The 22,475-nt window shown below is 73.8% G+C and carries 22 protein-coding genes; 8 read left to right on the forward strand and 14 right to left on the reverse strand.

Features of this window, described 5'->3' with window-relative positions; all coding sequences use genetic code 11:
* Positions 1-7: 7 nt before the first annotated feature.
* The 11 genes from AB0B41_RS12050 to AB0B41_RS12100 all read right to left on the reverse strand — a co-directional run bounded on the left by AB0B41_RS12050 (position 8) and on the right by AB0B41_RS12100 (position 11,565).
* Positions 8-1,153: a thiolase family protein gene (locus tag AB0B41_RS12050; RefSeq protein WP_358201938.1), complete on the reverse strand. Its 1,146-nt coding sequence runs from the start codon at positions 1,151-1,153 to the stop codon at positions 8-10.
* Complete coding sequence (locus AB0B41_RS12055; protein WP_358201940.1) at positions 1,150-1,572, reverse strand: OB-fold domain-containing protein; 423 nt, start codon at positions 1,570-1,572, stop codon at positions 1,150-1,152. The genes AB0B41_RS12050 and AB0B41_RS12055 overlap by 4 nt, the downstream gene beginning before the upstream one ends.
* Positions 1,569-2,363, reverse strand: coding sequence for a glucose 1-dehydrogenase (locus AB0B41_RS12060; RefSeq protein ID WP_358201942.1), 795 nt, complete (start codon positions 2,361-2,363; stop codon positions 1,569-1,571). The genes AB0B41_RS12055 and AB0B41_RS12060 overlap by 4 nt, the downstream gene beginning before the upstream one ends.
* Entirely contained in the window at positions 2,360-3,589 is a 1,230-nt protein-coding gene (locus tag AB0B41_RS12065) for an acyl-CoA dehydrogenase family protein (RefSeq protein WP_358201944.1), read from the reverse strand. Before AB0B41_RS12065 ends, AB0B41_RS12060 begins: the two co-directional genes overlap by 4 nt.
* On the reverse strand, positions 3,586-4,353 hold the full coding sequence (locus AB0B41_RS12070; RefSeq protein WP_358201947.1) for an SDR family oxidoreductase: 768 nt from the start codon (positions 4,351-4,353) through the stop codon (positions 3,586-3,588). The genes AB0B41_RS12065 and AB0B41_RS12070 overlap by 4 nt, the downstream gene beginning before the upstream one ends.
* Positions 4,350-5,372, reverse strand: coding sequence for a phosphotransferase family protein (locus AB0B41_RS12075; RefSeq protein ID WP_358201949.1), 1,023 nt, complete (start codon positions 5,370-5,372; stop codon positions 4,350-4,352). Before AB0B41_RS12075 ends, AB0B41_RS12070 begins: the two co-directional genes overlap by 4 nt.
* Before the next feature lie 82 nt (positions 5,373-5,454).
* Positions 5,455-6,243 (reverse strand): enoyl-CoA hydratase/isomerase family protein, encoded by a 789-nt coding sequence (locus AB0B41_RS12080; protein WP_037048955.1) that lies wholly within the window; start codon positions 6,241-6,243, stop codon positions 5,455-5,457.
* Positions 6,244-6,314: 71 nt separating this feature from the next.
* Positions 6,315-8,798 (reverse strand): ATP-binding cassette domain-containing protein, encoded by a 2,484-nt coding sequence (locus AB0B41_RS12085; RefSeq protein ID WP_358201951.1) that lies wholly within the window; start codon positions 8,796-8,798, stop codon positions 6,315-6,317.
* A gap of 5 nt (positions 8,799-8,803) precedes the next feature.
* Positions 8,804-9,673, reverse strand: coding sequence for a branched-chain amino acid ABC transporter permease (locus AB0B41_RS12090; RefSeq protein ID WP_345381051.1), 870 nt, complete (start codon positions 9,671-9,673; stop codon positions 8,804-8,806).
* Positions 9,670-10,362: a nitroreductase family protein gene (locus AB0B41_RS12095; RefSeq protein ID WP_358201953.1), complete on the reverse strand. Its 693-nt coding sequence runs from the start codon at positions 10,360-10,362 to the stop codon at positions 9,670-9,672. Before AB0B41_RS12095 ends, AB0B41_RS12090 begins: the two co-directional genes overlap by 4 nt.
* Before the next feature lie 3 nt (positions 10,363-10,365).
* Positions 10,366-11,565 (reverse strand): ABC transporter substrate-binding protein, encoded by a 1,200-nt coding sequence (locus AB0B41_RS12100; RefSeq protein WP_358201955.1) that lies wholly within the window; start codon positions 11,563-11,565, stop codon positions 10,366-10,368.
* Positions 11,566-11,714: 149 nt separating this feature from the next.
* Here AB0B41_RS12100 and AB0B41_RS12105 point away from each other — a divergent pair, with 149 nt between their 5' ends.
* Both AB0B41_RS12105 and AB0B41_RS12110 read left to right on the forward strand, forming a co-directional pair.
* A complete protein-coding gene (locus tag AB0B41_RS12105; RefSeq protein ID WP_358201958.1) occupies positions 11,715-12,479 on the forward strand; it encodes an SDR family NAD(P)-dependent oxidoreductase in 765 nt (254 codons plus the stop codon).
* 21 nt (positions 12,480-12,500) lie between these two features.
* The gene (locus AB0B41_RS12110) at positions 12,501-13,247 is read left to right on the forward strand and encodes an SDR family NAD(P)-dependent oxidoreductase (protein ID WP_358201960.1); all 747 of its coding nucleotides are present in this window, start codon (positions 12,501-12,503) and stop codon (positions 13,245-13,247) included.
* Here AB0B41_RS12110 and AB0B41_RS12115 read toward each other — a convergent pair.
* Positions 13,244-14,257: an alcohol dehydrogenase catalytic domain-containing protein gene (locus AB0B41_RS12115; RefSeq protein WP_358201962.1), complete on the reverse strand. Its 1,014-nt coding sequence runs from the start codon at positions 14,255-14,257 to the stop codon at positions 13,244-13,246. The two genes, AB0B41_RS12110 and AB0B41_RS12115, sit on opposite strands and share 4 nt — an antisense overlap.
* Positions 14,258-14,369: 112 nt before the next feature.
* Between AB0B41_RS12115 and AB0B41_RS12120 the strand changes: the two genes are divergently transcribed.
* Both AB0B41_RS12120 and AB0B41_RS12125 read left to right on the forward strand, forming a co-directional pair.
* On the forward strand, positions 14,370-14,657 hold the full coding sequence (locus AB0B41_RS12120) for an alpha/beta fold hydrolase (protein ID WP_358201964.1): 288 nt from the start codon (positions 14,370-14,372) through the stop codon (positions 14,655-14,657).
* Positions 14,658-14,908: 251 nt separating this feature from the next.
* Positions 14,909-15,373: a phage tail protein gene (locus AB0B41_RS12125; protein WP_358201965.1), complete on the forward strand. Its 465-nt coding sequence runs from the start codon at positions 14,909-14,911 to the stop codon at positions 15,371-15,373.
* Positions 15,374-15,455: 82 nt separating this feature from the next.
* Here AB0B41_RS12125 and AB0B41_RS12130 read toward each other — a convergent pair whose 3' ends face one another.
* A complete protein-coding gene (locus tag AB0B41_RS12130) occupies positions 15,456-16,676 on the reverse strand; it encodes a low temperature requirement protein A (protein WP_358201967.1) in 1,221 nt (406 codons plus the stop codon).
* A gap of 95 nt (positions 16,677-16,771) precedes the next feature.
* Between AB0B41_RS12130 and AB0B41_RS12135 the strand changes: the two genes are divergently transcribed.
* Positions 16,772-17,980 (forward strand): FAD-dependent oxidoreductase, encoded by a 1,209-nt coding sequence (locus tag AB0B41_RS12135; protein ID WP_358201969.1) that lies wholly within the window; start codon positions 16,772-16,774, stop codon positions 17,978-17,980.
* A 60-nt stretch (positions 17,981-18,040) separates the two neighbouring features.
* Positions 18,041-19,015, forward strand: a complete 975-nt coding sequence (locus AB0B41_RS12140; protein ID WP_358201972.1) for an asparaginase — start codon at positions 18,041-18,043, stop codon at positions 19,013-19,015.
* Here AB0B41_RS12140 and AB0B41_RS12145 read toward each other — a convergent pair.
* Complete coding sequence (locus tag AB0B41_RS12145; protein WP_358201974.1) at positions 18,949-19,641, reverse strand: DedA family protein; 693 nt, start codon at positions 19,639-19,641, stop codon at positions 18,949-18,951. The two genes, AB0B41_RS12140 and AB0B41_RS12145, sit on opposite strands and share 67 nt — an antisense overlap.
* 157 nt (positions 19,642-19,798) lie before the next feature.
* On the opposite strand from AB0B41_RS12145, the gene AB0B41_RS12150 reads away from it, so the two are divergent.
* Positions 19,799-20,929: a PQQ-dependent sugar dehydrogenase gene (locus tag AB0B41_RS12150; protein ID WP_358201977.1), complete on the forward strand. Its 1,131-nt coding sequence runs from the start codon at positions 19,799-19,801 to the stop codon at positions 20,927-20,929.
* A gap of 18 nt (positions 20,930-20,947) precedes the next feature.
* A complete protein-coding gene (locus tag AB0B41_RS12155; RefSeq protein ID WP_358201979.1) occupies positions 20,948-22,471 on the forward strand; it encodes a carboxylesterase family protein in 1,524 nt (507 codons plus the stop codon).
* Positions 22,472-22,475 lie beyond the last annotated feature (4 nt).

The following is a 22,475-nucleotide window of genomic DNA, read 5'->3' on the forward strand; positions in this document are numbered from 1 at the left end:
CTCGCTCCTACCGGGTCAGGACGGTGCAGGCGGAGATGCCCGGCGCCCCGTAGACGTGGGTGAACCCGACTCGCGGGTCCCCCGGGACCTGGTGCTCCCCCGCGCCCCCGCGCAGCTGGAGCACGTTCTCGTAGACCTGCCGCAGGCCGGAGGCGCCGATCGGCTCGCCGTTGGCCAGGCAGCCACCGTCGGTGTTGACCGGCAGCCTGCCCTCGATCGCGGTCGCCCCGGAGGCGATCAGCTCCTCCTGCTCGCCGTGCGCGCACAGCCCGGTCTCGGCCATGTGCATCAGCTCGGCGCCGGACTCGGTGTCCTGGACCTGCGCCACGTCGACCTCCGACGGGGCGATCCCCGCCGCCGCGAACGCCGCCGCGGCCGCCTCGACCGTGGGCGAGTCCGCCCGCTCCGCGGCCGTCCAGGGCGAGAACACCTCGAACGACCCGTACCGGCGGGAGCGGAACGCCGCGCCCTGCAGGAACACCGGATGCTCGGTGTACTCGCGGGCCTTGTCCGCCCGGCACAGGACCAACGCGACCGCACCCTCGGCGGGCGAGCAGTACATGTACTGGGTCAGCGGGTGGGAGATCATTGGCGCCGCCGCGATCTCCGCGGCGTCGATCTCCTTGCGCCGCCACGCCATCGGGTTGCGGGCGCCGTTGCGGAAGGCCTTCTCGGCGATCGTGGCCAGCACGCCCGGCGCGATGCCGTGCTCGTGCAGGTAGCGCTGGATCTTCAGGCCGAAGAACTGCGTGGTGACCATCAGCCCGGTCTCGCCGTACCAGGCCCCGATGCCGTGCTCGGCCGGGTCGGTGTTGAAGGCCCCGCGCGGGTGCTTGTCGAACCCGATCACGATGCCGACGTCGTGCTGCCCGGAGCGGATCGCGGCGTCTGCGGCGATCAGCGCCGACCCGCCCGTCGCGCAGCCGTTGGCGACGTTGATGAACGGCAGCCCGGTCAGCCCGAGCTCGGAGACCAGGGTGTCCGCGTCGCCCGCAGAGTGCGAGCCGCCGAACCCGAACTGCATGTCGGAGAAGCGCAGTCCACAGTCGCGCAACGCCTCCCGCGCCGCCTGGACCGCCTGCGCCCGGCCCGAGATGCCCTCGGTGCGCCCGAACCGGTGAATCCCGATCCCGACGATCGCGACCCCGCTCATGCCGTCACCGCCACGAACGCGAACGTGTGCACCGGCCAGCCGAACTCGTCGTCCCGGTAGGGGGCGAGGACCAGCTCCACGGCCATGCCGATCTCCAGCTTCACCGGGTCGGTCTCCACCAGCCGGGTCTCCACGATCAGCTGCCCGGGCAGCTCGACGTACCCGACGCCGTAGGGCTCGTAGTTCTCGGTGCCGGTGTAGGGCGGCTTGGGCCGGAACCCCTGCACCGTCCAGGACCACAGCGTGCCCCTCCGGGACAGCGGTACGTCCTCCATCGCCGACCCCGTGCAGCGCGGGCAGCCGCCCTGGCGCGGGAAGGTGTGGGCCGCGCAGTCCGTGCACCGGCTGCCGAGCAGCGCCGGGCCCTCCACGGTCTCGACGAAAAGGGCGTCGTCGACGGTCGTCTTCCCGGCGATCACGGCGCGGCCAGCCGTCCGCCGTCGACGGCGAGCAAGGCGCCGGTCGTGTACGTGGCGTGCGGCCCGCAGAGGTAGAGCGCCGCACCGACGATCTCGTGCGGCTCGCCGACCCGCTTCGCCGGCCAGTCCTGCGCCATGCGCGCCACCGCCTCCGGGTCCCAGGCCTTGCTGATGTCGGTGGCGAACGGACCCGCCAGGATCGTGTTCACCCGCACCGACGGCCCGTACTCCTGCGCGAACCCCGCCGTCAGCGTGTTCAACGCCGACTTCGCCGCCGTGTAGGGCAGGTCGCCCGCCGTCGGGCGCTGCGACCCCATCGACGAGATGTTGAGGATCGCGCCGCCACCCCGGGCCACCATCCGCTTCCCCGCCGCGGCCATCAGCCGGAACGGGCCGCGGACGTTCACCGCGAAGACCTTGTCGAACAACGCTTCCGACACCTCCTCGAGGGAGGAGTACAGCGGCGCCATGCCCGCGTTGTTCACCAGCACGTCCAGCGGGCCGAGCTCCTGCTCGACCTCGTCGAGCAGCGGGTCGAGCCGGTCCCAGTCGCCGACGTGCGCCGCGTGCGCGGTCACCCGGCGCCCGGTCGCCGCCGCCAGCTCCTCGGCCAGTTCCTCGCAGGCGTCCTTCTTGCGCGAGGCCACCGCCACGTCCGCGCCCGCCGCGGCGAACGCGATGGCGATCTCGCGGCCCAGGCCGCGCGATCCGCCGGTGACCAGCGCCCGTCGACCGGCCAGCGGCTGGTCGACGGCCCGGGCGGCCGCGACCGCCGCATCGAGAGAGCTCATCTCGGGATGTCCTTCCACGCCACGCCCCGATCGCCTCGGGGCTCCGCGGGCAGCCCCAGCAGGCGCTCCGCGATGATCGTCCGCTGCACCTCGTCGGAACCCCCGGCGATCCGGTAGCCCGGCGCGCCCAGGTAGTGCTCGGTCCAGCGGTAGGTCCCGTCCCCGGCGTCCGCGACCAGCCGCGGGCCGAGCACCAGCGCCGCCGCCTCGGAGACGAGCTTGAGTCGTTGGGCCCAGTCGAGCTTGCGCAGCGAGCCCATGGGACCCGGTTCGCCGCCGGCCAGCCGGGTCTCCCGATCGCGCTGGGCCGACAGCGCCGCGACCTTCTCCGCCGTCCAGACGTCCGCCAGCACCCGCCGGACGTCCGGGTCCCCGGTCCGACCGAGCCGGCGGGCGTCCTCCGCGAGCTGGGCGAACCCGCCGCCCAGGTCCATGTTCGCCCCGGACGACCCCCGTTCGAAGCCGAGCGTGGCGAGCGTGACGCCCCAGCCCCCGCCGACCTCGCCCAGGCGCAGCGAGTCCGGGATCCGGACGTCGTCGAGGAAGACCTCGCAGAACGACGAACCCCCGGACATCTGCCGCAGCGGCCGCACGTCCACTCCGGGGGTGTCCATCGGCAGCAGGAAGGCGGTGAGCCCCTTGTGCTTCGGCACGTCCGGGTCGGTGCGGCAGATCAGCTCGCCCCAGCCCGCGAACTGTGCGCCGGAGCTCCACACCTTCTGCCCGTTGACGATCCACTCGTCGCCGTCCCGGACCGCCCGGGTCGCGAGCCCCGCGAGGTCCGACCCCGCCGACGGCTCGGAGAACAGCTGGCACGCCAGGGCGTCCCCACGGAGTAGCGGCCGAACCAGCATCTCCTTCTGCGACGGCGTGCCGAACAGCTGCACCGTCGGCGCGATCAGTTCGGTCGACACCGAGGTCAGCTCGTGCTGCCCGGGCGTCTCGAACTCACGCTCGACCTCCGCGAAGGCCTCCTCGTGCAACGCCGACAGACCAGCGCCACCGTGCTCGACCGGCCACGAGATCGCGCCATAGCCGGCGTCGTACCGCGCGCGCAGCCAGTCCTGGATGCGTCCCAACAGGGCACGCTCGTCGTCGAAGGGGAGATCGTGGAACACCGCCACCGACTCGCGCGGCGCGTCGCCTCGCGGGGTGAGCTGCTCGGCCAGCCAGGTCCGAGCGGTCGCGGCGTAGTCCGCGAGGGCGCTCTCGGTCACCGCGGTCATCGGGCCGTCCACCCGCCGTCGACCGCCAGGACCTGCCCGGTGCAGTAGGTGGAGGCGCCCGAGGCGAGGAACAACAGCGCCCCGTCCAGCTCGCCCGGGTCACCACCCCGACGCAGCAGGGTGTTGCGCTCGATCCAGCGCACCGACGCGTCGTCGGCGAACATCGCGTCGTTCATCTCGGTCCGGAACCATCCGGGGGCCAGCGCGTTGGCGCGCACGCCGTCGCGGCCCCAGTGGCCGGCGAGCTGTCGGGTCAGGCCGATCAGGCCCGCCTTGCTCGCCGCGTAGCTCGCGCCGCCGCGCGGCGCCGTGGAGACCAGCCCGACGATCGAGCTGACGTTCACGATCGACAACGGGCGTCCGCTCGCCGCGGCCGCGGCGAGCTGCGCCAGGTGGAAGGGGCCGGTGAGATTGAGCCCCAGGACGTCCGCGAACTCGGCGCTCGTCTCACGGTGCGGTTTGGCCGGGCTGCCGGCTCCCGCGTTGTTGACCAGAACCTCGATCGGGCCGGACTCCGCCACCACCCGCTCGACGAGCGCGGCGCGGTCCGCCTCCGACGACACGTCCGCGGCCGCCGTGCGGAGCCCGGGGACCTCGGCGGCCAGCGCGTCGAGGCGCTCCTTGCGCCGCGCCGCCGCCCAGACCGTGGCGCCCGCGGCGGCGAGCACGCGCACGAACCGTTCCCCCAGCCCGGACGACGCGCCGGTCACCAGGGCGGTGCGGCCGGTCAGGTCGAACAGCGCGGCCGGGGTGGGAACGCTCATCGGGACCCCTCCAGCAGCCGCAGGCCGTCCGTGATCAACGCCGTGATGGTCCGTGGGAGCTGTTCCTGGACGGGATCGTGGTGGGCGCCGGTGCGGTGGCGCACCAGGTTGTGCCCCATGATCGCCGCCATCTTCATCCGGCCGAGCGCGCTGAACCAGGCGGCGTCCGCCGAGGTGCCACCATCTCCACCGCGGGACGCGCGGTACGCCTCGGCGAGCTCGGCGTCGCTCGGGAGCCCCTCGACGACCCGGCCGGACCCGGGGAACAGCGCCCCGTCGGTGAACACCCCGAACCAGCCGAGGTCCACCCGCGGGTCGCCGACGCTCCAGATCTCCCAGTCGACCAGGGCGGTCGCCGTCGCGTCCGTGAACAGCAGGTTCCCGAGACGGAAGTCGCCGTGCACGATCACCGGCGCCACCGGGGCAGGCACCGAGGCGGCCAGTCGCTCGACCAGCTCCCCACCGCCCGGGCGCAGGTCCTCCGGCACGGCGTCCATCGTCGTCGCCCAGCGGGCCACCTCGCCGTCGGCGGTGATCGCCTCGGGCAGGGTCCCGCCGGTGTCGGCCAGGCTCCGCTCCACGACGTCGAGCGGCACGGCGTGCAGCGCGCCGAGGATCCGCGCCGCCTCGAGCATCCGGGTCCGCGCCAGCGCGGGCTCGACCGCGGCGTCGACGTCGAGGACCGGCTCCGCGGCCTGCCCCGCGGCGAACTCCATCGCGAACCAGGCGGGCTGCTCGGTGTCGCGGGCGAGTACCGCGGGCGCCGGAACCGCAGTGTCGGCCAGCGCCTCCAGGATCGCGGCCTGGTGGAGGACGTCGTTGCGTCCCACCGCCCTGCGGCCCGGGGGTACCGCCTTGACCACGGCCCGGTCCGAGCCTGCCCCGATCGTGTAGGTCAGGCCCGACCGGCCGCCCTCGAGGACGGCCAGCGCGTGGATCTCGCCGAGGCCGAGCTGCGCGCGCACGCGGTTCGCGAGGACCGGGTCCGCATCGACCGCCGTGTCGACTGTCTCCGTCATCTCATCCCTCCACAGGCCCTGACCGGTCGTGGCGCCGGCGGCCCGCGCCACGCGCGGGACCGCCGACGTGATCACGATGCGGTCAGCGCCCGGTCCACTTGGCGTCGCGCTTCTCCAGGAAGGCCGCGACGCCCTCGGCGGCGTCCTCCGAGTTCAGCGTGACGCCCACAGCCAGGTGCTCCAGCACCATCAGCGAGGCGATGTCGGCGTCGAGGCCCCGGTCGATCGCCATCTTGGTGAGCTTCATCTGGAACGGGCTCTTGTCGGTGAGGTGGCTGATGAACTCCTCCACCGTCTCGTCGAGCTTCTCGGCGGGCGCACTGGCGTTGACCAGGTCGAACTCGTCCGCCTCCTTGCCCGAGAGCAGCTTGCCGGTGAGCATGAGCTCCTTGGTCTTGCGGATGCCCAGCATGCGCGGCAGGCGGTAGATCGGGCCGGCGCCGCCGAACAGGGCACGGCGGATGTGGAAGTCGCCGATCTGCGCGGTCTCGTCCGCGATCGCGAAGTCGCAGGAGATCATCACCTCGAAGCCGCCCGCGGTCACGTAGCCCTCGAGCACCGCCACCGACGGCTTGGTCATGTTGTAGAGCCGGTCGCAGACCTTCGCCGACACGACCGCGACGTCCATCGCGGTGCTGGTACCGATGAAGTCCGACTGCAGGCTGTCGAGGTCGAAGCCCGAGGAGAAGGTGTTCTCCCGGCCACGCACCACCACGACGCGGAGCTCGGAGTCCGCCTCGATCTCGGTGATGTACTCGTCGAGCTTGTGCAGCATCGGCACGGTGATGCAGTTGCGCTTGTGCGGTCGGTTCAGCCAGATCCGCGCCACGTGACCGTCACGCTCGAACTGGATGTCGTCCTCGACTGCCATGGTTCCTCCTGAAACTGAACTGAATTCATCTTAGATCGTGCGGGCCGCCGCCGCCCCTGTCAAGGGGGCGATCAGCCGGCGCGGACGCCGCCGCCGACCGGGAACCCGAAATAGGCCTGTTCGGCCCGCGTGGCGAAGCCCGGATCGTCGGGCGAGCCGGTCGCCCGGACCACGCCCTCGTGCAGCACGACCACCTCGTGCGCCACGGCGAGCGCCCGGGTGAGGAGCTGCTCCAGCACCACCACCGTCACCCCGTCCTCGGCGAGGCCGGTGATCCGTCCGTACACCTCGTCGACGAGGGCCGGGGCGAGACCCAGCGCCGGTTCGTCGACGACGAGGAGGCGTGGGTCGGCGATCAACGCGCGAGCGATGGCGAGGAGCTGTTGCTCGCCCCCGGACAGCGCCGCGGCCGGGATGGACAGCCGGGTCCGGACGCGTTCGGGCAGCCACTCGACGGCCTGGTCGATCCGGGACCGCAGGTCCCGCCCCGAGATGCCGGCGGCGTAGCCGGCGACCTCCAGGTTCTCCTGCACCGACAGCGTCCGGAAGAGGGCCCGACCCTCCGGGACCAGGCTGCTGCGCACCGCGCCGTCGGTGGTCCGCGTCCCCGCGGAGGGACTGAGTGTGCCGTGCAGGACCTGGCCCAACGTGCTCTTGCCCGCACCGTTCGCCCCGACCACCGCCAGGACGACGCCGGGGTGAACGGCCAGGTCGACGCCGTCGAGCGCGGTCACCCCGCCGTACCGATGGGTCACCCCGGACAGCGCGATCGCGGGCGGCCCCTCGGCGCGGGCGGACGTGCGGGGCTGCCGCGCGGACGTCGTCCCGAGGTAGGAGCTGCGGACGCGGTCGTCGGCCAGGATCTCGTCCGGCGCGCCGGAGCCGATCGGGCGGCCGAAGTCGAACGCCACCACCCGATCCGCGACGGCGAACAGGTCCTCCAGGACGTGGTCGATCACGACGACCGACGTCCCCGCCGCGCGCAGGCCCTGGATCTGGCCGGCGAGCAGCCTGCGCTCCTCGGCGTCCAGGCCGCCGAACGGCTCGTCCATGATCAACAGGCCGGGCTGCTCGGCGACGGCGCGCCCGAGGTCGAGCCGCTTCTGCGGGCCGAAGGGCAGCTGGTCGGGATGCACGTCCCCCTGGCCCGCGAGGCCGATCCTTCCGAGCAGGGCGTCGACTGCCCGTCGGCGCGTCGGAGTGGTCCACCGCGTGGTGCAGAGCAGGTTCTCGGCGACCGTCAGCTCGGTGAAGACCTCGGCGTGCTGGAAGGTGCGGCCGATGCCGAGCCGTCGGCGACGGGTCGCGCGCGCCCGCAGCAGGTCGACGCCGCCGAAGGTCGCCGAGCCCGCCGTCCGGCCGCCGGAGACGAGGCCGCACAGGGCGTTGACCAGCGTCGTCTTGCCGGCGCCGTTCGGCCCGATGATCGCGAGGACCTCACCCGGGGATACCGAGAGCGACACCCCCTCGAGCGCCTGCAGCCCGCCGAAGGCCACGCCGAGGTCCGCGACCTCGAGCGTCCGTCGCTCCGCGGCCGGCGCGGGGGCCGGCTCGCCCGGGGTCTCGACGACCGACGGCTCGCCCGGCCGGCGCACCCGCCGCAGGAGCGTGCGCAGCACGCTCCCGAGCGCGGGCACCACCCCGGCGGGCAGGAGCAGCAACGCGAGGATCAACAGTGTCCCTTGCAGGATCAGCTGGTCGACGCCCAGCAGCCCGGCCAGGCCCGGCGCGAACGCCAGGAAGATCCCGCCGAACACCCCGCCGCCGACCGCACCGACGCCCCCGAGCACCGCTGCGGCGACGGTGTTGATCCCCAGGGTCAGCGAGAACGTCTCCGGACTGACGAAGCCGGTGATCAACCCGAGCAGGGCGCCGGCCAGCCCGGTCGCGGCGCCGCTCACGCCGAACGCGAGGGCGCTCTGCGCCTCCGGTGCGATCCCGACCGAACGGGCCACCACCGGGTGCGACTTCGCCGCGACCATCCGCATCCGCAGGCTGGTCGAGCGGGCCAGCACGGCGATCCCGACGACGATCCCGGCGGTCAGGATGGCCGCCACGACGGCCTCCGAACCGCCGGAGCCGAGCGAGCCCGCGCCCGTCACGCTGGGCAGGTCGGTGACCGGGACGCCCTGGTCCCCGCCGGTCACGTCGACCCAGCGGTTGATGACCTCGAGCGCGACGAGGCTGAAGGCCAGGGTGAGCAAGGCGATGTAGAGCACCGAGAAGCGCGCCCCGGCGAACCCGAGGAACGCACCGCAGCCGCCGGCGAGCAGCATCGCCACGAGCACCGTCGGCTCCAACGCCCAGCCGTGCGCCGAGCCGTGGGCGACCGTGTAGGCGCCGATGGCGAACAGCGCGGGATGGCCCACGGACCAGATGCCCGCCCAGCCCGCCAGCAGCCCGACGCTCAGCACCAGGATCGTGTAAGTCGCGGCCAGGGCCACCGAGTACGCCTGGTACCCGGGCAGGAGCCCGCTCTCGACGAGCACCACGAGCAGCACCGCGGCCACCGGGCCGAGGACCGCTCGCACCGCCACCTTCCAGGTCAGGATCATGGCGCTCAGACCCTCTCGAAGCTGCGGGTGCCGAAGAGGCCTTGCGGCCGCAGCAGCAGGATGAGGATCGTCAGCGCGAAGACGAAGGTGTCACGGAAGTTCGCCGAGACGTAGGAGGCGGCGAGGTTCTCCAGCACTCCGATCGTCACGCCGCCGATCACCGCGCCGTGCATGCTGGTCAGCCCACCGAGGAAGATGCCGGCGAACGCCCGGAACAGCGGGGCGGCCAGCACCGTCGGCGCGAGTCCGACCCGGGGGACGTAGAGGACCGCCGCGAGCGCGGCGAGCCCCAGGCCGAGCGCCCACGCGATGCGCGCGACCCGCTGCGCGGGCACGCCGACGATCTGCGCGGTGGTCGCCGACTCGGCCGCCGCGCGCATCGCCGAGCCCAGGGTGGTGCGGGTGAAGAGGTAGCCCACGGCGAGCATCGCGACGGCGGACACTCCGATCACCACCAGGTCCTGGGTGGCGAGCGTGGCCGAGCCGAGCGTCACGGTGCCCCCCACCAGCGGCGGGAAGGCGTGCGGCTCGGTCCCCCAGACGTCGCTGATCACCGCCTCTGCGATCAGCGACACCCCCATCGTCATCACCAGCGCGGCGAACAGCCGCCCCGTGCCGAGCGGGCGGATCACCAGCTCGCGGACGACGAGCCCGAGGACGACGGCCACGAGGACCGCGGCGATCACGGCGGACCCCACCCCGAGCCCGCGCTGCACGACCATGAGCGCGACGTACACGGCGAGCGTGGCCATGCTCGCCAGCGCGAAGTTCACCACGTCGGTGGCCCGGTAGATGATCACGAGACCCAGTCCGAGCAGGCCGTAGACGGCACCGCTGGCGATCCCGCTCACCACGACGAGGAACAGCTCGCTCATCGGGTGATCAGTCCCGTGACGGCGGGCGGGCGCGGCGCCGAGGCGTCCCACCGGTCCCAGAACAGGACGTCGTCGACCGTCGGGCGGCGGGCGGGCCGGAAGTCGGTGCCCACCGTGAAGGCCAGCGGCGTCAGGCAGACCTGCTGGACCGTGTCGAAGGGGATGTCCAGCAGCTCGGCGACCTCCTTCTCCCGCGCGAGGTGCATCGTCGTCCAACAGGTGCCCAGGCCCCGGGCCCGCGCGGCGAGCATCATGCTCCAGACCGCGGGCAGGACCCCGCCCAGCAGCGACGCGCTGGCGAACCCGGCGGCACCGTCGAGCCGGGCACCGTCGAGACAGGCGATGACGATCGTGTCGACCTCGTGCAGCGCGCGTTCCAGTGCGTCGGCCGAGCGGCCGGTGCGCTCCTGCGCGGCCGCCTCCTCGGCGTCCGCGACCTGCACGCGCCCGATGTACCCCTCGGAGTCCTTGTAGGAGTTCAGGTACACGTCGGAGTAGAGGTCGGCGACGGCGCCGCGCAACGCGGGATCGCGCACCACGACGAACCGGGTCCGTGCGACGTTCGACCCCGCCGGAGCCTGCATCGCGAGGGTCACGCACTCGCGGACCAGGCCCGCGGGCACCGGGCGGGAGGGGTCGAGACGCCGTCGGACGGCGCGGGTGGTGGCGAGTGCCTCGTCGAGGTCCACGGCCTACCCCCGCTCCGGCGCGCTGACGAAGTCGCCCTCGGAGACCCACTGACCGTTCCGGACGGTGACCCGCTGGACGTCCCGTGTGCCGAGGTGCGACTGCGCCGAGAACGACATGTCCGGCGCGACCCCGGTCTTCACGTCCGAGGCCTTGCCGTACGCGGCCGCGATCGACTCCGAGGTCACCGGTCCCTGGATGGTCTTGGCGATCTCCACGAAGACAGCCGCGTTGGCGTAGCCGAGCAGGGTCGAGAAGTCGGCGGGCTGTCCCGGCGAGTACTTCGCGATCGCGTCCCGGAACTGCTGCATCTCCGGCGTCTGCTCGGTGGGCGAGCGGACCAGCGACACCGAGTGGTAGCCCTCGGCGGCGGGGCCGGCCAGCGTCACCGTGGTGCCCGACGCGGTCGGTGCGTAGCCGTAGGTCGGTAGCGACACGCCCTGCAGGGCGGCGGCCTTGAGGTACGCCGCGGCCTCCGGAGCCGGGAGGACCAGCATCACCGCGTCACCACCCGCGGCCTTCACCTGGCTGACCGCCGGCGCGAAGTCCGTGGTCCCCAGCTTGACCGGTACCGCGGTCGTCGTGACGCCGGGCTGCTCCCGCTCCGCCGCCGGCCCGATCTGCCCGGCCACGTCGGCGAACGCCTTCGGGTCGTCATGCACCACGACGAGGTTGCGGGCCCCGGACTGGACCGCCCACTGCGCCATCGCCGCGGCCTGGTCCTCGTAGAGCGTCTGCGTCCCGAACAGCAGCGGTCGGGGCGGGGTGTACCAGCTCGCGATGCCACCGTAGTGGTCGACGATCGGGACCTGGGACTGCTCGAGGACGAACGGGAACGCGGCCTCGGACGGGGCGACGCCGTTCGCGTTGACGATCGCGACGACGTCCTCCTGCCCGACGAGCTGCCGTGCGGCCTGCACGGTCTGCTGGGGGTCGTAGGCGTTGTCCTTCACGATCCAGTCGACCTGACGGCCGTTGATCCCGCCGTGGTCGTTGACCCAGCTGAAGTAGGCCTTCGCCCCCTCCATCTGAGGCACACCCGACGCCGCCTGCGGGCCGGACAGCGGGATCCACGCGCCGATCTTGATGGGGCCGGACCCGTCGTCGGCGGCCCCACCGCCGGACGAGGATCCGCCGCAGGCGGTCAGCACGATGGCGAGCACCGCCGCCAGCGCGGCCAGCGCGCTCGTCGGTCGAGGACGCATCTCCACTCCTTCGTGAAATGCAACTGAGGTGAGTTCAGTTCAAGTCGGGCCCGAAGAGTAGACCGGCGCCGAGGCCGCGACAAGAGCGCTGGCCTATCGAGTTGAGTTCAGTTAGGTTCTTGCCGTCACCGATACGACGAGGAGGCGCGATGACGCTGCCGACCATGGACCCCGCGCTGCGGGGGCGGCGGATCGCCGTCACCGGAGCGTCGAGCGGGATCGGACGGGCGATCGTCGACCTGCTCGCGGCGCAGGGCGCTTCCGTCGCAGCTCTGGACATCCGGCCCCTGACCGACGGCGGCGCGGCGGCCCGCGAGCTTCCCTGCGACGTCGCCGACGCCGACTCAGTCGACGCCGCGCTGGCCACCGCGGTCGACGCACTGGGCGGCCTTGACGGCCTCGTGACCTGCGCGGGGGTCACCGACGGCACCCCGACCGACGAGATGCCGCTCGACGTGTGGCGGCGCCTGGTCGACGTCAACCTCACCGGGACCTTCCTCTGCGTCCGCGCCGCCCTCCCCCACCTCCTGCGCGCCGATGCCGGGGCGATCGTCACCATCGGCTCCGTCGGATCCCTGGTGGCGGCCGGACGGTCCAGCGCCTACGACGCGTCGAAGGGGGCGGTGCTCGCCCTGACCCGCAGCCTCGCCGCGGAGTACGCGGACCGTGGGCTGCGTGCGAACTGCGTCTGCCCGGGGCCGGTCGCCACGGAACTGGCCCGGTCCAGCGCCGACGACCCGCACGGCCTGCGGCCCGAGCCGCGCACCGCCATCGCCGGCCGGGTCACCCCGCCGATCGCCCGGACGGCGGCGCCCGCGGAGATCGCGACCGCCGTCGCGTTCCTGCTCTCGGCGCAGGCATCGTTCATCACGGGCACCGCCGTCCCCGTCGACGGCGGCTACACCGCCGTCTGACCCGACCCGTCTGGAGACCCTGTGCGACGACTCGACGACACCCGCGTGATCCTGACCGGCGCCACCGGCGGCCTCGGCACCGCGATCGCGGCGCGGCTGAGCGCCGAGGGCGCTCGCGTCGCGCTGACCGATGTGGATCCCACAGCCTGCGAGAAGCTCGGCGCCGAGCTCGACGGGCCGACCCTCGCGCTGGGTCTCGATGTGGCGGACGAGCAGGCCTGGGCCGAGGTCGTCGCCGCCGTCGCGGACCACTGGGGCGGCGTGGACGTGCTGGTCAACAACGCCGGCATCGGCAGCACCGGGACCGTGGAGTCCGAGAGCCGCGGGCGGTGGGACCAGGTCGTCGACGTCGACCAGCTCGGGACCTGGCTCGGCATGAAGCACGCCGGACCCGTGATCGAACGCAGCGGCGGCGGGGCGATCGTCAACGTCGCCTCGATCCTCGGCGCGACGGGCGGCCTGGCCAACAGCTTCTCCTACGCCGCCGCCAAGGGCGCCGTCCGCTCGATGACCATGAACGCCGCCCTGCACTGGGCCACTCGCGGGGTCCGGGTGAACGCCGTCGTCCCCGCCTTCATCGGGACCGCACCGCTGCTGGAGCGGTTCGCCGGCACGGAGCGGCATGCCGCGATGCTGGCGAACACGCCGATGCGCCGACTGGGCCGCCCCGAGGAGGTCGCGGCAGCCGTCGCCTTCCTCGCGAGCACGGACGCCGGGTACACGACCGGGTCCGAGGTCTTCGTCGACGGCGGGTGGTCGGCCCGCTAGTCGGGGACCAGGACCGCCCGGCCGGTCAGCCTGCCGCCGCGCACCTCGTCGAAGGCCCGGTCGGCGTCGGCGAGCAGGAACACGGTGGTGTGCGGGGCGAGGCCCCCCTGACGCGCCAGGTCCACCACGGCCGCGAGCTCGGTCCGCGAGCCCCAGAACGGCAGCTGCAGGCGGAATCCCGTGCGCAGCACCCCGGGCTTGGCGACCCGCAGCACTCCCCCGCCGCTCCCGACGAGGACGAGCACCCCCGCCGTCCGCAGCAGCGACGTTGCCAGGTCGATGCTCGTCTGCGCGCCCGCGAAGTCGAGGACGACGTCGGCGCCCCGCCCGGCCACCGCGGCCACCGCGCCGGCGGCCTCGTCCGGCGCCACGGCGACATCCGCGCCACAGTCCCGCGCCAGCTGTCGGGCCGCCTCCCGGGTGTCGACCGCGACGACCCGGGCGGGACGCAGCGCGTGCAGCAGCCCGATGGCGAGGTGCCCCAGCCCGCCGACCCCGATCACGACGGCGACCGAACCCGGATCCGCCAGATCCGCAGCGCAGCCCTCGATCGCGTGGAAGGACGTGAGTCCGGCGTCGGTGAGGGTCGCCGCCGCCACCGGATCGAGGCCGTCGGCGGGCACCAGCCGCTCCTGGGAGACGACGACGGCGTCGGCCATGCCGCCGTCGACCCCGAGGCCGACGCCGGCGACGGACAGCCGGTCCCGCTCGTCGCAGTAGTTCGTCCGTTCCTGGACGCAGCGGTCGCAGCGTCCGCAGCCGAGCGGGGCGTGCACGAGGACCTGGGAGCCGATCTCGAGCCCCTCCACCCCGGCGCCCAGCGCCGCCACCCGCCCGCAGATCTCGTGCCCGAGCGTCATCGGCAGCGGCCAGTCCGCGCCGACGCCGTGGTCGAGCACGTTCAGGTCGGAGTGGCAGATCCCGGCCGCCAGGACGTCGAGCCGCACCTCGCCGGGCCCCGGCTCCGGGTCGGGCACCGACACCAGAGCGGCCCGGCCGGGTCCGGTCATTCGATACGCGCGCACCTGTGCCTCCCGTCGTCGACATCGGACTTTAGACTACTGAGCTGAGTTCAGTTAGGTTGCGCCGCAGATTTCCGCCCGACTCACCGAGGAGCCCACGATGTCGTTCGTCCTCGTCCACGGCGCCGGCTACGGCGCATCCTGCTGGGACGAGCTCGTCCCGCTGCTGGAACACGACACCCTCGCAGTCGACCTTCCCGGTCGCGGATCGCGCGCTGGCACCGACCTCATTGCGCGCGTCATGACCGCGCTCGGCGGGCGGATCCGCCGCGTCGTCCTGCTCTCCGCGGTCGTCCCGCCCGACGGCACCCGGGTGCTGGACCAGATCGCCCCGGGCGTCCGCCTCCCGACCGAACCGGCCACGCTGCTCAACCGCCTGCACGGATAGCCGGCGCTCAGGCGTCGTTCATGTTCAGTCAGAATCGCTCCGCCGCGGACGTCGACGAGGTGATGTCCGGGCCGCGGTCGACCTTCGATGATCCATCATCCGCACACCCGTCCTGAAGGGGTCACCGACGGCCCGGCCCGCCACCGCCCGGAGTTCGGCCGCCTCCTGATCTGTGAGGACTCGCTCCACGCTGGCAGGATTTCCGGCGATGGGCCCAGGAGGCATCTCGCCGAGCGAAGGGACTCCGTGTCATGACCTACACCGTGGACTTCCACACCGTGTCGACCGTCGGGCTGGAGTCGTCGCCGGCCGCGGCCGCGCTCGCAGGCCTGCGGGCGAACGAGGCCCGCTATTTCAAGAACAAGTACAACCATGAGTTCACGGTGGAGCCCGCAGCCGACTCCGAGGACACCATCGAGTGGGTGCACCGGATCCTGCAGGAGGAACGCGACATCGTCATCTCGTCCCCACCCCTCGAGGCGACTGCCTTCCAGGTCGAGAACATCCGGATGGCCTACGTCTTCTACGAGAACGGCCTGTCGGTCAACGTCATGTACACCCTCGACGACGGCGGCAAGAGGGCGGTCGGGTTCAAGCTGTCCGACGGGATGGAGGTTCCCGAGGAGCTGGCCACGCGCTTCAAGTTCGCACGCCAGAAGTCGAAGCTGGCCGGGACCATCCGCGGCTCGTACTTCACCATCAAGAAGGAGTACTGAGTCGGGTCGACGACGCGAGGCGACCATGTCGTCGCCCTGACCGGGATGACGGCGCGCCAGGCGTCGTAGGACCTGCGCGACCTCAGTGCTCCGCGTGCCCCGCCTGCCCATGCCGCACCTGGTGGCGGAGCTCGCGGAAGCGGTGGGTCTCGTAGCCGACGAGGCCGCAGAGGACCACGGCCAGGATCAGCAGCGCGACGACGGCCGGGACCAGCGCGACCAGCGGCGTGATCGCCAGCAGCACCACGCCGACGACGATCCGCTCGACGTTGACGGTGCCGATCAGGTAGCGCTTGAACCACACGTGGGCGAAGAGGTAGATCGCGGCGCCGCCGTAGAGCGCGGCGAGCGGGATGCCGTAGATCGGGTCGGCGAGCGTGTGCCCCTCGCCGCCGCCGATGTAGAGCAGCGCCTTCTTGAGCCCGAGCGACATCAGGATGATCCCGATGACCATGGGCAGGTGCAGGAAGGTGTAGCCGCCGCGGGCCAGCCTGATCTGCCGCTCGCCGGTCGCCTCGGCCAGGGCGTGCTCGGTGAGGAGGGCGGTGACGTCGAAGTAGGCCCACCACATCGCGCCCGCGATCGCGAGCCCGAGCACGCTCCCGATGATGATCGGCCACGAGACCGGCAACGCGGCCACGCCGATGCCGATGGACACGATCGACTCACCGAGCGCCACGATGATGATCAGCCCGTGGCGCTCGGCGAAGTGGCGCGCCGAGTTGAGCCGCCAGGAGGCGCCGGCCAGGGCCGTGCCCACGTAGTCACCGAGCAGGGCGCCCGCCCACAGCGCGGTCTGCACCCAGCCCTCGGCCTGCGACGCGAGGAGCAGCAGCACCGTGCCCAGCACCACCGACGGGATCCACCGCACGATCTGCCCCCGCAGCTGCGGGTCGTCGCGGCTGCAGATCCAGAACATGCCGAGGTGCACGATCCGCACGACGAAGTACGCGATCGCGAACACGACGGGCCCGGACAGCCCGCCGGGCAGGTCGTCGAACGCCTCGGGAATGGTGATCGAGGCGATGAACACCCCGGCCATCGCGACGAGCATGCCGACCCGGATCACGCCCTCGTCGGCCTTCGCGACGTTGCCGAGCCAGGAGTAACCGACCCACGCCCACCACATGACGACGAGGATCAGCATGCCGCGGAGCACGGTCTCGGCCGTGGGGTCGTCCGCCATCCAGTCGGTGACGCGGGTGAGCGCGAACACGAAGACGAGGTCGAAGAAGAGCTCGAGGGTGGTGACCGCCGCTCCCTCGCCGACCGTCTCGACCCTCGTCCGCCGCGGCGTCACCATGCGGGGCATCGTGCCAGGCCCGGCCGCGGGCCGACAGGTCGCGTGATCACTCGATCATCGAGAGACTTCGTCGTCGAGCGGGTAGCGTGGGGACCATGAGCGTGACGACCCCCGTGCGCGTGGTCGGCGGCGGCCCCGGCGGGATGCTGCTGGCCTACCTGCTCGCCCGGGCCGGCGTTCCGGTGACGCTGCTGGAGGCCCATCGCGACTTCGACCGCCGGTTCCGCGGCGACTCGCTGCACCCGTGGACCCTCGAGCTGCTCGACGAGCTGGGGCTGGCCGACGAGCTGCTGCGGCTGCCCCACTTCCCCGCCCGGTACTTCCGCTTCCACACCCCCGCCGGCACCCTCACCCCGGCCGACTACGGCGCGCTCGACAGCCGCTTCCCGTACGTCGCGCTCATGCCGCAGGCCCGCTTCCTCGACTTCCTCGCCGCGAAGGCCGCCGAGCTGCCCGCCTTCGAGCTGCGCACCTCGTCCAGGGTCTCCGGGCTGGTCGAGGAGCACGGCGTGGTGACGGGTGTGCGCGTCGGCGACGAGGAGCTCCCGGCGAGCCTGGTCGTCGGCGCCGACGGCCGGTTCTCGAAGGTGCGGGCCCTGGCCGGGCTGCCGGCCCGCTCGCTCGGGGCGCAGACGGACATCCTCTGGTTCACCCTGCCGCGGCGCGCGGACGACCCGCCGGAGGCCGACGTCGACCTCTACTTCGGCGCGGACCACTACGTCGGGCTGCTCGGCGGGCCGGAGGACTGGCAGGTCGGCTGGTCGCTGCCGAAGGGTGGGTTCGCGGCGGCGCGCGAGGCGGGCGTCGAGCCGATCCGGTCCTTCCTCCGCACGCACGTGCCGTGGCTGGCCGACCGCGCGGATCTGCTCACCGACCTGCGGCAGACGACCTTGCTGTCGGTCGACATCGCCCGCGTGGACCGCTGGTGGCAGCCGGGCCTTCTGCTGATCGGCGACGCCGCGCACGTCATCTCCCCGGTCGGCGGCAACGGCATCCTCATGGCCCTGCAGGACGCCGTCGCCGCGGCGAACCGGCTGGTCCCGGCGCTGCGCGCGGGCGGGGTACACGAGAGCGACCTGATCGCGGTGCAGGCCGACCGGGAGGCTGCGATCCGCAGGGTGCAGGCGCAGCAGGTCCGCACCGAGCAGCGGGTGGTGAAGGCGCGGCAGCGGGATCGCGCGATCGCCCCGCCCCCGGCCCTGCGCTGGGTCTTCGCGCTGCCCGGCGCGCGGGCCCGGGCCGCGCGCGGCAACGCGTACGGGCCGAACCCGCCCGCCCTGGAGCCGGGTGTCCTGGCGGTCTGAACGGCACGGTCACCCGGCCCCGAGCGGCGGAGCGGCCGGCGGCGGCTACCGTCGCCGTCCGTGGAGAGGGAGAGCGTTGCGGTCGGGGCCGGGGTCCTGGCCACCGTCGTCCGGTCCGGGGTGGTCGAGTCGGTGCACCTGGGGCACCTGGCGACGGTCGGCGGCCCGCAGATCGGCCGGCCCGGCACCGTCTTCCTCCCGCGCTCGTCGCTCAAGCCGGTGCAGGCCGCGGCGATGCTGCGGGCCGGCCTGGACCTCGACGACGAGCTCCTCGCGCTGGCGGCCGCCAGCCACGCCGGCCTGCCCATGCACCGGCAGGGCGCGGCCCGGATCCTGGCCGGCGCGGGACTTGACACCACCGCGCTGCAGAACACCCCGGACCTCCCGCTCGACCCGGACGCCGCGGCGGCCTGGCGCGCGTCCGGCTCGCCGCCGGAGCCGGTCGCCCAGAACTGTTCCGGCAAGCACGCCGCCATGCTCGCGACCTGCGTGGCCGCGGGCTGGGACCCGGCCTCGTACCTCGACCCCGCGCACCCGCTGCAACGGGCGATCCGCCGGCACGTCGAGGCGCTGACCGGCGCCGAGGTGCGCCACGTGGCCGTCGACGGCTGCGGCGCGCCGCTCTTCTCCTGCACCGTCGCGGGCCTGGCCCGCGCCTTCTCGACGATCGCCACGGCGGAGCCGGGCAGTCCGGAGGGCCGGGTCGCCGCGGCGGTCCGGGCGTACCCCGAGTGGCTCGGCGGCCCCGCCCGCCCGGTGACGCGCATCCTGCGGGCCGTGCCCGGGCTCGTCGCGAAGGACGGGGCGGAGGGGGTGTTCGCCGCCGCGCTACCCGACGGGCGGGCGCTGGCCCTGACCGTGCTCGACGGTGCCGCCCGGCCCGTGCCGGCCGTGGTCGCCGCCGCCCTGCGCGCCCTGGGGGTGCGCTCCGCGGACCTCGACGCCGCCGGCCACGTGCCGGTCCTCGGTCACGGGGCCGAGGTGGGGGCCGTGGAACCGGCCGCGCCCTCGACCGTCGGCACCGGCGCCGCCTGATCCGGCAGCTCGACCTCGTCGAGCATCCGGTGGGTGCGCCGCCGCACCACGAGGGCGACGGCGAGGCCGGCGACGACCGCGACGCCGAGCCCGACCCAGGAGAACCGGGACAGCCACTTCTCGGCGACGATCCCCAGGTAGTAGACGGCCGCGGTGGTCCCGCCGGCCCATGCGATCGCGCCGCCGACGTTGGCGGCGAGGAACCGCGGGTAGTGCATCCGCAGCGCCCCGGCGAGCGGGCCGGCGAAGATCCGCAGCAGCGCCACGAACCGGCCGAAGAACACCGCCCACGTCCCCCAGCGGCCGAAGATCCGCTCGGCGAGGGCGACGTGCCGCGGCCCGAAGTGCTTCGGGAAGCGCCGGCCGAGCCGGTCGAACAGCGGGAGGCCGAAGCGCCGGCCGATCAGGTAGCCGATCGAGTCGCCGACGACGGCACCGACGATCGCGGCCGCGCCGACGGCCACCGGGTCGACCGCGACCTCGTGGTGCGAGGCCAGCAGCGCCGCGCTGACCAGCACGATCTCGCCCGGCAACGGGATGCCGAGGCTCTCCACACCCACCACGAGCCCGACGATCAGGTACACCGCCAGCGGCGGGATCGCCAGCAGGATGTGGTCCACGGTCATGGTCACCAGGGTGCCCGACGCCCGGGACCGGACGGAGCGGGGCCACCCACCGCTCCTCCCGGGTGCAGGCCCCACCTCCGCGGTCGCCGCTGCCGTTTTCCTCCCGGTCCGTCGGGTTCGTCGCGCCCGGTTCGACCGGCCCGGATAGGTTCGTGACGTGCGCTCCCTCACCGCCCTTCCCCTCCGGACCGGCGCCGCGCTGCTGCTCGCGGGCACCCTGGCCGTCACCACGGCCTGCGCCGGCCCCGCCCCCGCACCCACGGCCGCCACCCCGGCCGGCACCCCGTCCGCCACCCCGCAGAGCGCGCCCGCGGACGGCGCGCCGTGGGTGCTGGCCTCGGGCCTCGAGGTGCCGTGGGGCATCGCCTTCCTCCCGGACGGCTCCGCGCTGGTCACCGAACGCATCCCGGCGACGATCTCGCGGGTCGCCCCGGACGGTGCGGTGACCCGGCTGGGCACGGTCGACGGCGTCACGCCGACCGGCGAGGGCGGGCTGCTCGGCGTGGCGCTGTCCCCGGACCACGTGACCGACCGCGGCGTCTACGTCATGTTCACGACCTCGGACGACAACCGCGTCGTCCGGCTGACGGCGAACCCGGACGGCACGATCGACGGGTCGCGGCAGCAGGAGATCCTCACCGGGATCCCCAAGGGCGGCAACCACGACGGCGGCCAGATCAGGTTCGGCCCGGACGGCTTCCTCTACGTCGCGACCGGCGAGGCGGGCCGCGGCGAGCCGGCGCAGGACCGCGACGACCTCGGCGGGAAGATCCTGCGGCTGACGAAGGACGGGCAGCCCGCGCCCGGCAACCCGTTCGGCACCGCGGTCTACAGCCTCGGCCACCGCAACCCGCAGGGCCTGGCCTGGGACCCGGCCGGGCGGCTGTTCTCCGCGGAGTTCGGGCAGAGCACCTGGGACGAGATCAACCTGATCACCCCGGGCGGGAACTACGGCTGGCCGGAGGTGGAGGGCCGCGAGGGCCGGGACGGCTTCGTCGACCCGCTGGCCCAGCAGGGCACGGACGACGCCTCGTGGAGCGGGCTGGCCTACGCGGACGGCGCGCTGTACGCGGGCGCGCTGCGCGGGGAGCGGCTCTTCCGCTACCCGGTGAACCCGGACGGCTCGCTGGGCGAGCCGCAGGTGCTGTTCGAGGGCACGTACGGCCGGATCCGCGCCGTTGCGGTCACCCCGGACGGGAAGTCGCTGTGGTTCACCAGCAGCAACCGCGACGGCCGCGGCGACCCCGGGGCCGACGACGACCGCATCCTCGTGCTTCCGCTGGCGTGATCCGGTAGACCGGAGACCGTGCAGGCGAGCGAGCGGTCGGTTCAGCGGTCAGTTCAGCGGTCGGGCGGTCAGGCGCCGGAGGCGGTCACCGGCGCGGGCCGGGTCCGGGGCGTCGAGAAGGACGGGGTGGCCCGCTTCCTGGGCGTGCCGTTCGCCGCGCCGCCCGTCGGCCCGCTCCGCTTCGCCGCGCCCGCGGCGGTGCCGGCGTGGGACGGCGTGCGGGACTGCACCGTCCCCGGCCCGAACGCCCCGCAGCCGCCGCGCACCTTCGGCCCCCTGGACCTCTCCCCCGTCATCGGGCAGGGCTGGCGGCCGGGCGACGACCACCTGACGGTCGACGTCTGGACGCCGGACCCCGGTGGCTCCGGGCTGCCCGTGATGGTGTTCGTGCACGGCGGCGCGTTCGTGGCGGGCGAGCCCGGCGCCCCGGTCTACGACGGGACCGCGCTGGCCCGCGCCGGCGTCGTGCTGGTCTCGGTGACCTACCGGCTGGGGATCGAGGGCTTCCTCCCGCTCGCCGGCGGGGCCACCAACATCGGGCTGCGCGACCAGCTCGCCGCCCTGGCCTGGGTGCAGGAGAACGCGGCCGCGTTCGGCGGCGACCCCGGGAACGTCACGGTGTTCGGCGAGTCCGCAGGCGCGATGAGCGTGGGCTGCCTGCTCGGCTCGCCGCTCGCGGCCGGGCTGTTCCGCCGGGCGATCGTGCAGAGCGGCGGCGCGGAGATGGTGCACAGCGAGGGGCCGCTGCGCGGGTTCGCCGCACGGGTCGCCGCCGAGCTGGGCGTGGAGCCCTCCGCCGCGGCCTTCCGGGCGCGGCCGCTCGCCGAGACCCTGGCCGCCCAGGACCGCATGTCCGATCCGCTGAAGCGCGGCGACCTGCGCGAACCCGACGGCGTCGATCCCGGTTTCGGGCTCGGCGGGTTCTGCCCGGTGGTCGGCGACGACGTCCTGCCGCGCTCCCCGCTCGGGGCCGTCGCCGAGGGGTCCGCGGCCGGCGTCGACGTGATCACCGGGTTCAACGCCGAGGAGATGAACCTCTACCTCGTCCCCACCGGCCTGCTCGCCGCCCTGACCGACGCCCAGGCGCTCGCCGGGCTCGGCGCGGTGCACCCGCGCGCCGCGGAGCTGCTGGCCGCGCGCCCCGAGGCCACGCCCGGCGAGCGGTACGCCGCCCTGCTCACCGACCTCGTGTTCCGCGGCCCGGCGCTGCGCCTCGCCCTCGCGCACGCCGGGACCGGGTCCGGCTCCACGCACGTCTACGAGTTCGCCTGGCGCTCCCCCGCCTTCGGCGGGGGGCTCGGCGCCTGCCACGCCCTCGAGCTGCCGTTCGTGTTCGGCACGCCGGAGCGCGCGACCGGACCCGACGCGCTGGCGGGCGAGGACCCGCCCCGCGCGCTGGCGGACGAGATGGTCGCGGCGTGGACCGGGTTCGCCCGGACCGGCGACCCGGGCTGGCCGGCGTTCACGCCGGAGGGCCGCGCGCTGCGGCGCTTCGGCACCCCGTCGGTCGACGCGGCCGCGGACCCGGTCACCGCGGGCTGATTCC

Source organism: Pseudonocardia sp. NPDC049154 (genome assembly GCF_040648315.1).
Lineage (GTDB): Bacteria > Actinomycetota > Actinomycetes > Mycobacteriales > Pseudonocardiaceae > Pseudonocardia.

Bases quoted from the DNA above. Each gene is read 5' to 3' on its own strand.
- AB0B41_RS12050 (WP_358201938.1), bottom strand. From the start codon at position 1,153: ATGAGCGGGGTCGCGATCGTCGGGATCGGGATTCACCGGTTCGGGCGC.
- AB0B41_RS12060 (WP_358201942.1), bottom strand. From the start codon at position 2,363: ATGAGCTCTCTCGATGCGGCGGTCGCGGCCGCCCGGGCCGTCGACCAG.
- AB0B41_RS12065 (WP_358201944.1), bottom strand. From the start codon at position 3,589: ATGACCGCGGTGACCGAGAGCGCCCTCGCGGACTACGCCGCGACCGCT.
- AB0B41_RS12070 (WP_358201947.1), bottom strand. From the start codon at position 4,353: ATGAGCGTTCCCACCCCGGCCGCGCTGTTCGACCTGACCGGCCGCACC.
- AB0B41_RS12075 (WP_358201949.1), bottom strand. From the start codon at position 5,372: ATGACGGAGACAGTCGACACGGCGGTCGATGCGGACCCGGTCCTCGCG.
- AB0B41_RS12080 (WP_037048955.1), bottom strand. From the start codon at position 6,243: ATGGCAGTCGAGGACGACATCCAGTTCGAGCGTGACGGTCACGTGGCG.
- AB0B41_RS12085 (WP_358201951.1), bottom strand. From the start codon at position 8,798: ATGATCCTGACCTGGAAGGTGGCGGTGCGAGCGGTCCTCGGCCCGGTG.
- AB0B41_RS12090 (WP_345381051.1), bottom strand. From the start codon at position 9,673: ATGAGCGAGCTGTTCCTCGTCGTGGTGAGCGGGATCGCCAGCGGTGCC.
- AB0B41_RS12100 (WP_358201955.1), bottom strand. From the start codon at position 11,565: ATGCGTCCTCGACCGACGAGCGCGCTGGCCGCGCTGGCGGCGGTGCTC.
- AB0B41_RS12105 (WP_358201958.1), top strand. From the start codon at position 11,715: ATGACGCTGCCGACCATGGACCCCGCGCTGCGGGGGCGGCGGATCGCC.
- AB0B41_RS12115 (WP_358201962.1), bottom strand. From the start codon at position 14,257: ATGACCGGACCCGGCCGGGCCGCTCTGGTGTCGGTGCCCGACCCGGAG.
- AB0B41_RS12120 (WP_358201964.1), top strand. From the start codon at position 14,370: ATGTCGTTCGTCCTCGTCCACGGCGCCGGCTACGGCGCATCCTGCTGG.
- AB0B41_RS12125 (WP_358201965.1), top strand. From the start codon at position 14,909: ATGACCTACACCGTGGACTTCCACACCGTGTCGACCGTCGGGCTGGAG.
- AB0B41_RS12130 (WP_358201967.1), bottom strand. From the start codon at position 16,676: ATGGTGACGCCGCGGCGGACGAGGGTCGAGACGGTCGGCGAGGGAGCG.
- AB0B41_RS12135 (WP_358201969.1), top strand. From the start codon at position 16,772: ATGAGCGTGACGACCCCCGTGCGCGTGGTCGGCGGCGGCCCCGGCGGG.
- AB0B41_RS12145 (WP_358201974.1), bottom strand. From the start codon at position 19,641: ATGACCGTGGACCACATCCTGCTGGCGATCCCGCCGCTGGCGGTGTAC.